This is a genomic window from Streptomyces sp. NRRL B-24085 (assembly GCF_001282115.1).
GTDB lineage: Bacteria > Actinomycetota > Actinomycetes > Streptomycetales > Streptomycetaceae > Streptomyces.
The window spans coordinates 25,603-31,905 of record NZ_LJBR01000256.1; the positions used below are offsets into that span (position 1 = coordinate 25,603).

8 protein-coding genes are annotated in these 6,303 nt (G+C 72.0%); 5 read left to right on the forward strand and 3 right to left on the reverse strand.

Going from position 1 to position 6,303, the window contains the following annotated elements:
- Positions 1 to 60: 60 nt before the first annotated feature.
- From AOJ26_RS26280 to AOJ26_RS26295, 4 genes are all read left to right on the forward strand, one after another.
- Positions 61 to 882 (forward strand): phytanoyl-CoA dioxygenase family protein, encoded by an 822-nt coding sequence (locus AOJ26_RS26280; protein ID WP_053850825.1) that lies wholly within the window; start codon positions 61 to 63, stop codon positions 880 to 882.
- A 2-nt stretch (positions 883 to 884) separates the two neighbouring features.
- Positions 885 to 1,166, forward strand: a complete 282-nt coding sequence (locus AOJ26_RS26285) for a hypothetical protein (RefSeq protein WP_179200305.1) — start codon at positions 885 to 887, stop codon at positions 1,164 to 1,166.
- Positions 1,167 to 1,710: 544 nt separating this feature from the next.
- A complete protein-coding gene (locus AOJ26_RS26290) occupies positions 1,711 to 2,085 on the forward strand; it encodes a hypothetical protein (RefSeq protein WP_053850827.1) in 375 nt (124 codons plus the stop codon).
- Positions 2,086 to 2,234: 149 nt separating this feature from the next.
- Positions 2,235 to 2,636, forward strand: coding sequence for an ArsR/SmtB family transcription factor (locus tag AOJ26_RS26295; RefSeq protein WP_053850828.1), 402 nt, complete (start codon positions 2,235 to 2,237; stop codon positions 2,634 to 2,636).
- On the opposite strand, the gene AOJ26_RS26300 is transcribed toward AOJ26_RS26295, so the two are convergent.
- The 3 genes from AOJ26_RS26300 to AOJ26_RS26310 are packed head-to-tail and all read right to left on the reverse strand — an operon-like array spanning position 2,602 to position 5,296.
- On the reverse strand, positions 2,602 to 3,147 hold the full coding sequence (locus tag AOJ26_RS26300) for a hypothetical protein (RefSeq protein WP_053850829.1): 546 nt from the start codon (positions 3,145 to 3,147) through the stop codon (positions 2,602 to 2,604). The two genes, AOJ26_RS26295 and AOJ26_RS26300, sit on opposite strands and share 35 nt — an antisense overlap.
- A complete protein-coding gene (locus AOJ26_RS26305) occupies positions 3,144 to 4,604 on the reverse strand; it encodes a sensor histidine kinase (protein WP_234358674.1) in 1,461 nt (486 codons plus the stop codon). Before AOJ26_RS26305 ends, AOJ26_RS26300 begins: the two co-directional genes overlap by 4 nt.
- A complete protein-coding gene (locus AOJ26_RS26310; RefSeq protein WP_053850831.1) occupies positions 4,601 to 5,296 on the reverse strand; it encodes a response regulator transcription factor in 696 nt (231 codons plus the stop codon). Before AOJ26_RS26310 ends, AOJ26_RS26305 begins: the two co-directional genes overlap by 4 nt.
- A gap of 170 nt (positions 5,297 to 5,466) precedes the next feature.
- Between AOJ26_RS26310 and AOJ26_RS26315 the strand changes: the two genes are divergently transcribed.
- Positions 5,467 to 6,231 (forward strand): DUF3152 domain-containing protein, encoded by a 765-nt coding sequence (locus tag AOJ26_RS26315; protein ID WP_053850832.1) that lies wholly within the window; start codon positions 5,467 to 5,469, stop codon positions 6,229 to 6,231.
- Positions 6,232 to 6,303: the final 72 nt, after the last annotated feature.

Genomic DNA, 6,303 nt, shown 5'->3' on the forward strand with positions numbered 1-6,303 from the left:
TACCAGTGGTCGTCGATTACAGCCCACGACCGCCGGGCTGATTGTTCCTACGGTTGCCGTATGTCAACCACACGACAGCTACTGAACTCCGTCCAGGTGGCGCGGTTCGTGGCCCACGGCTTCCTGCGCCTGGACGGCATCGTGCCCCGGGAGATGAACGAGGAGGCGCTCGCGGTCTTCGCCGCCGGGCTGCCCTCCGTGCCGTACGGCACCCCGGTGCCGAAGGCGTTCCCGGAGGGCTCCTTCGCCCGGCGGCTCGTCGAACTGCCCGCTGTCGCGGGGGCGTTGGAGAGCCTGGTGGGGCCGGAGCCGACCATCGACCACCATTTCGTGCACATCCGGGAGCCGCGTGAGGGCAGCGCGCAGCCGTTGCACGCCGACGCCCTGATCGATCCGCGGCCCGACGCGTTCGACGTCCAGCTCATGTACTACCCGCGGGAGGTCACCGCGGAGATGGGCGGCACGCTCATCGTGCCCGGCAGCCATCTGCGCCGCACCAACGAGTCCGACACCGGCCGCTACCAGAACCTGCGCGGCCAGACCCGGCTGACCTGCCCGGCCGGCACGGTCGTGCTGCTGCACCACGGGATCTGGCACGGCGGGCGGCGCAACGACAGCGACACCGTCCGCCACATGTACAAGATCCGCTTCAACCCGACGGTGCCGCAGGTGCGGCTGTGGGACACGGTGGACCTGGACGCGCCCGCCGTCCGGGAGGAGCTGGGGCGCGGATTCCCCTGGTACGAGCAGGCCACCGGCCGGCTCGAGCTCCTCAACCGGGTCAGGCTGTGGCGTGTCCTGGCCGACGACCCCGCCTTCGACATCGAGTACTGGGCCAGCCGCATCGAGAACCGGCCCGCCGCACAGAGGAGCCAGGCGTGACCATGTCCACCACCGTGCGCCAGCAGGTCCTGGTCCTGTACCTGGACACCTCCGCGCTCGACTCGCGCGTCGTCGGCTGGGCCCGCTACGACGGCACGGGCACCACCCGCCCCACCACCGGGGACAGTGACGAGCCGCCCTACGAGACGGGCGTGGCCGCGCTGGAGGACGGCTGGCGGCTCTTCCAGGCCGCGCAGCTGATCCCGCCGTACCCGGGGGCCGAGCACGACACGTCCTTCCTCAAGCACGAGTTCTTCTTCGAGAAGCTGGTCGACGGCGGGTGAGACCCGACGCCGGAGGCAGTCCGGGCGGCGTGGACGGCCGAGCTGTGGACGGCCCGCCGGTTCCTGGACGGGACACCGGCGGCCGTCGCGATCCTGGACCCGGACCCGCGCTGCCTGTACCTCAAGGACACGCCGGCCAAGTCCAACGGGCTGCCGGTCGGACCACGGCTGGGCACGGGTGTCGGCGGATACGAGACGCTGCCCCGTGCCGCCGGGGAGGCTGCTGCCGGCCTGTACCGACCGGCCCGTGGGGCGGCGCCGCCGGGACACCACCGTCGTCGAGCGGCCGGGCCCAGCGAAGTCGACCAGACGCTGCCGGCGGCCCGCGCCCACTGAGCACGGCGGGCCCGACCGCCGTCATCTTCGGCCTCCTGAAGGCCAGTTGTGGCTTCGCAGACGGTCCCGTGGGTATGGCGTTCGGTCAACGGGAGGCAGTCCCGAAGACCCCCGCGCCCGGCCCCCGCTCCGCGCATACGTTCCAGTCATCCGGCGGACGGACCCGACCACGGGCCCGCCGCGATCCACTGGAACTCAGGGAGGCACCGTGGCGAGTGTGGAAGTGTCGCTGAAGGAGATGATGGCCGGCACGGAGGGGGCGGTGGCGGCCGCGGTGGTCGACTACACCAGCGGGATGGCGCTGGGCACCCTGGGCGGCGGCAAGGACCTGGACACGACGGTCGCGGCGGCCGGCAACACCGACGTCATCCGGGCCAAGGTGCGCACCATGGAGCAACTGGGCCTCAAGAGCGACATCGAGGACATCCTGATCACGCTCGAGAACCAGTACCACCTCATCCGCCTGGTGACCGGCCGCACCGGCAACGGACTGTTCCTCTACCTCGTGCTCGACAAGGCCCGCTCGAACCTGGCGATGGCCCGGCACCAACTCAGGCGCGTCGAGGAGCAGTTGGAGATCTAGCTCCACTGCCGGTCGGGGCGCCGCACGCCCGTGATGTGAAGACTTCTTCAAGTCGCCACATCCACATGAGTCCAATCCGTGGCCGCCCGGCGTCCCCGACCAGCAGGATCGGCACCGACCCCGTACCGTCCGGCAGGGAGCGAGCAACCGTGCACGTCCCCCTCTACCAGGCCAAGGCGGACTTCTTCCGCATGCTCGGCCACCCCGTGCGCATCCGTGTGCTGGAACTGCTCCAGAACGGGCCCGTGCCGGTCCGCGACCTGCTCGCCGACATCGACATCGAGCCCTCCAGCCTCTCCCAGCAGTTGGCGGTGCTGCGGCGCTCGGGCATCGTCGTGTCCATCCGCGAGGGCTCCACGGTGAGTTACGCCCTCGCCGGCGGCGACGTCGCCGAACTCCTGCGGGCCGCCCGCCGCATCCTCACGGAACTCCTGGCGGGCCAGAACCAGCTCCTGACGCAGCTCCAGCAGGCGGACACGGCAGCGTCGACGGCTCCTTCCGAGGCGGGCGGGCTGCTCACCGATCGGGGCAGCCCTCGTCCGACCCCCTGACGCGCCGTCCGGTGCCGTCGGCCACCTCGACGGTGAGCGCGCCGACCGACGGGCGGTTGAGGCGGTACGCGAAAGTGGCCGTACAGACCACCTGCCGCACCCCGATGTCCGTCAACCTGCCCACCCCTGGGGGAAGTCGAACGGTCATCGTGGCTCCCTGCACCCGCACCCTCGGCGCGTCAGAAGCGGGTTCGCCGGGCGTCTCGGCGGTCGCCGTGGGAAGGGCCGCGGAGGTCGGCAGGCCCGGCACCTCGGTGGAGAGGCCGCCCAGGCGGCGTCCGTCCTCGGCGAGCGGCCCCTCCATCAGCAGTGCGAGGGCCGCCTCGGGTTCTCCGGGCTCCTCGGTCGTACGGGGCGTCGCGACGAGGGCGCCGTTCTCGACGAAGTAGACCCGCGTCAGCGGGAGGGTCCCGCTCGCGGGGCCGCCCGCTTCCACCACCCCGGTCGCGGGGATGCCGCAGGAGGTGACGGCGAGCAGCGCCAGCAGCGGGACGCGGCGCGGCAGCTTCATGACGGGTTCTCCTCGGACGGCTCGTCCCGCCGCAGCGGAATCTCCACGGTGAAGACGGCGCCGCCGGCCGGATGGTTGGCCGCGCGGACCGTACCGCCGTGGACACGGACGTTCTCGGCGGTGATGGCGAGCCCTAGGCCGCTGCCCTCGGAGCGGATCCGGGCGGTGTCCGACTTGTAGAACCGCTCGAAGACATGGGGCAGGACCGCGGAGGGGATGCCGGGTCCGCTGTCCCGCACCTCGATGACGGCCACCGCGCCGGCGGCGGTCAGACGCACCCGTACCGGGCGGGCGCCGTGCCTGAGGGCGTTGCCGACCAGGTTGGCGACGACCACGTCGAGGCGGCGCGGGTCGACGCGTCCGCGGACCGCGTCCGGTGGCGGCAGTTCGGTCGCCACCGTGTCCGTCCAGTTGCGGGCGGCGAGGGTGCGGCGGATCGACTCGGCGAGGTCGATCTCGTCCAAATGCAGCACCGCGGCGCCCGCGTCGAAGCGGGATATCTCCATCAAGTCGTCGACGAGGCGGGCCAGTTTGACGGTCTCCTCGCTGATGAGCCGGACCGCGGTGGCGGTGTCCGGGTCCAGTCGGGCGGCGTCCTCGTCGAGGACGTCGGTGACCGCGGACATGGCGGCGAGCGGGGTGCGCAGCTCGTGCGAGACGTCGGCCGCGAAGCGACGGGCACGGGCCTCCATCTCGCGCAGCTCGGCGACCGACGATTCCAGCGCGGCGGCCGTCTCGTTGAACGTGTGGGACAGGTCCGCGAGTTCGTCCGAGCCGTTGACGGCGAGCCGGGTGTCCAGGCGCCCTTCGGCGATCCTGCGGGTGGCGAGCCGCAGTCGGCGCACCGGCACCAGCACCCCGCGGGCGGCGAGGAGCGCGAGTACGACGGCGAGCGCGAGGGCGGCCACCATGGCCCGCTCGACGGCGGTGACCAGGGCGTCGACGTACGCCTGTTCCGTGGTCTGCGGAACGACGAGGAACACCTGGACCCCGGTGACCGTGGCGACGGTGTCGCGGCCGCCGAAGAGGATCGACATGCCGACGACCAGGGAGGTGCGGCCCCCTTCGCGCACCCGCTGGAAGACGGTGGCCCGGTTGGCGGCGACGGCCTCGCGCAGGGCGGGCGTCACCTCGGTGAAGGGGTCGCCCGGCGCGGAGGAGCCGCTGCGGTCCCCGTAGGTCACCAGCACCCGCCAACTCCCCTGCGACTCGGTGGCCGCCGTGTCGTGCGCGAACTCCTGCAGCGCCGGTTCGTCGGGCGGCAGAGGGAGTTCGGCGGCGTGCTGGTTGAGCTGGGCCCGCAGTTGTCTGATGGTGGCGTCCTGGCTCTGCTGGAGCACTCCGGTGCGCGCCTCCCGGAAGGTCAGGGCCCCGGTCGTGATGGCCGCGACGGTGGCGACGAGCCCGAAGGCCACCACCAGACGGGCCCGCAGGCCCCGCAGCCGGCGCCTCCTCACGGCGCCGCGAAGCGGTAGCCGAAACCGCGCACGGTGTGGATGTACCGGGGGGCGCGGGGCGGCTCGGACATCTTGGTGCGCAGTCGTTTGACGCAGGCGTCCACCAGGCGGGCGTCGCCGTGGTAGTCGTGCTCCCAGACCGCCTCCAGGAGCTGCTGGCGGCTGAACACCTGGCCGGGTGAGGCGGAGAGGGTGAGCAGGAGCCGCAGTTCGGAGGGGGCGAGGGCGATCGGCTCGCCGTTCAGCGCGACGGTCAGGCCGGCCCGGTCCACGGCAAGGCCGCCGTAGGTGTCGATCTTCGGCAGTCCTTCGGTGCCGGCCGGGGCTCCCGCCGTCCGGCGCAGCACGGCGCGTATGCGCGCGTCGAGCACCCGCGCTAGTACCGGTTTGACGACGTAGTCGTCGGCGCCCGCCTCCAGGCCGACAACGATGTCCACTTCGTCGCCCCGTGCCGTCGCCATGATGATCGGCAGGGTCTGGTCCACGGCACGGATGTTCCGGCACACCTCCAGGCCGGTCATGCCGGGCAGCATCAGATCGAGGACGACGATGTCCGGCCGGAAGGCCCGCAGCCGGTCCATGCCCTCCTCGCCGGTCGCGGTGGCGGAGACGTCGTGGTTCTGGCGCCGCAGGGCCAGGGCGACGCCCTCCCGCACGGCGGGGTCGTCCTCGATCAGCAGTACACGTGACATGCGCACAGTATCCACACGGTCGCGACCACGAGGAGGGTTATCGGTTCGTTACCTTCCGGGCCAGCTCCGATCACATGGCGATCACATCGTGAACCACCGTGACAGCGCAGAGACGAAACCCCGGCCGCCGTCGCCGGAAGCGCTCCGAGCGGAGCGTGAAACGTCAACTGATGGGCGGTCTGGCCGCGTTGGCGGTCCTGGCGGCCGTCGGCGGCGCGGTGGTGGCGTGGTTGCCGTCCGGCGCCGGAGGAACGTCCGCGGCGCCAGGGGCCGTTGAGAGCCCGGCGCCGCAGAGGACCGCCGAACCGTCGGAGCCGGAGCCGGGTGCCGAGGAGTCCGGCACTCCGCCCGGCCCCTCCTCGACTCCCCTCCCCCGAAGCGGTCCCGGGACCTTCATCGTCGCGCCCGGAGGGAGCAGACCGGTCGGCAAGGGCACGCCCCTGCGCTACCGGGTCGAGGTGGAGAAGGGCATCACGATCTCCCCCGAGGACGTCGCCGCCCAGGTGGAGCGGACCCTGGCGGACCCGCGCGGCTGGACGGCCGACGGCCACTCGGCGTTCCAGCGGGTGTCCGGCGGCCCCACGGACTTCCGGGTCCGGCTCGCCACCCCGGCGACCGTGGACCGGATCTGCGCCGAGGGCGGCCTCGACACCGGCGGCGAGGTCAACTGCAGCGTGAACCACGACGTGATGGTCAACCTCAGGCGCTGGGTCCTGGCCACCGAGTTCTACCGCGAGGACGTCGTCGGGTACCGCTCGCTGATCGTCAACCACGAGGTGGGCCATTTCCTCGGCCACGGCCATGTCACCTGCCCCGGTGCGGGACGGCCCGCCCCGGCGATGATGCAGCAGATCAAGGGCCTGCTCGGCTGCGTCCCCAATGTCTGGCCGTACGACAGCGACGGCCGCCTTGTCACGGGCCCCTCGGTCCCGTGACGCACTGATCCCCGACTGTCAGGAGTGCAGATGGAGTTACGCGTACGCCACAGACACGCGGCCATGGCCGCG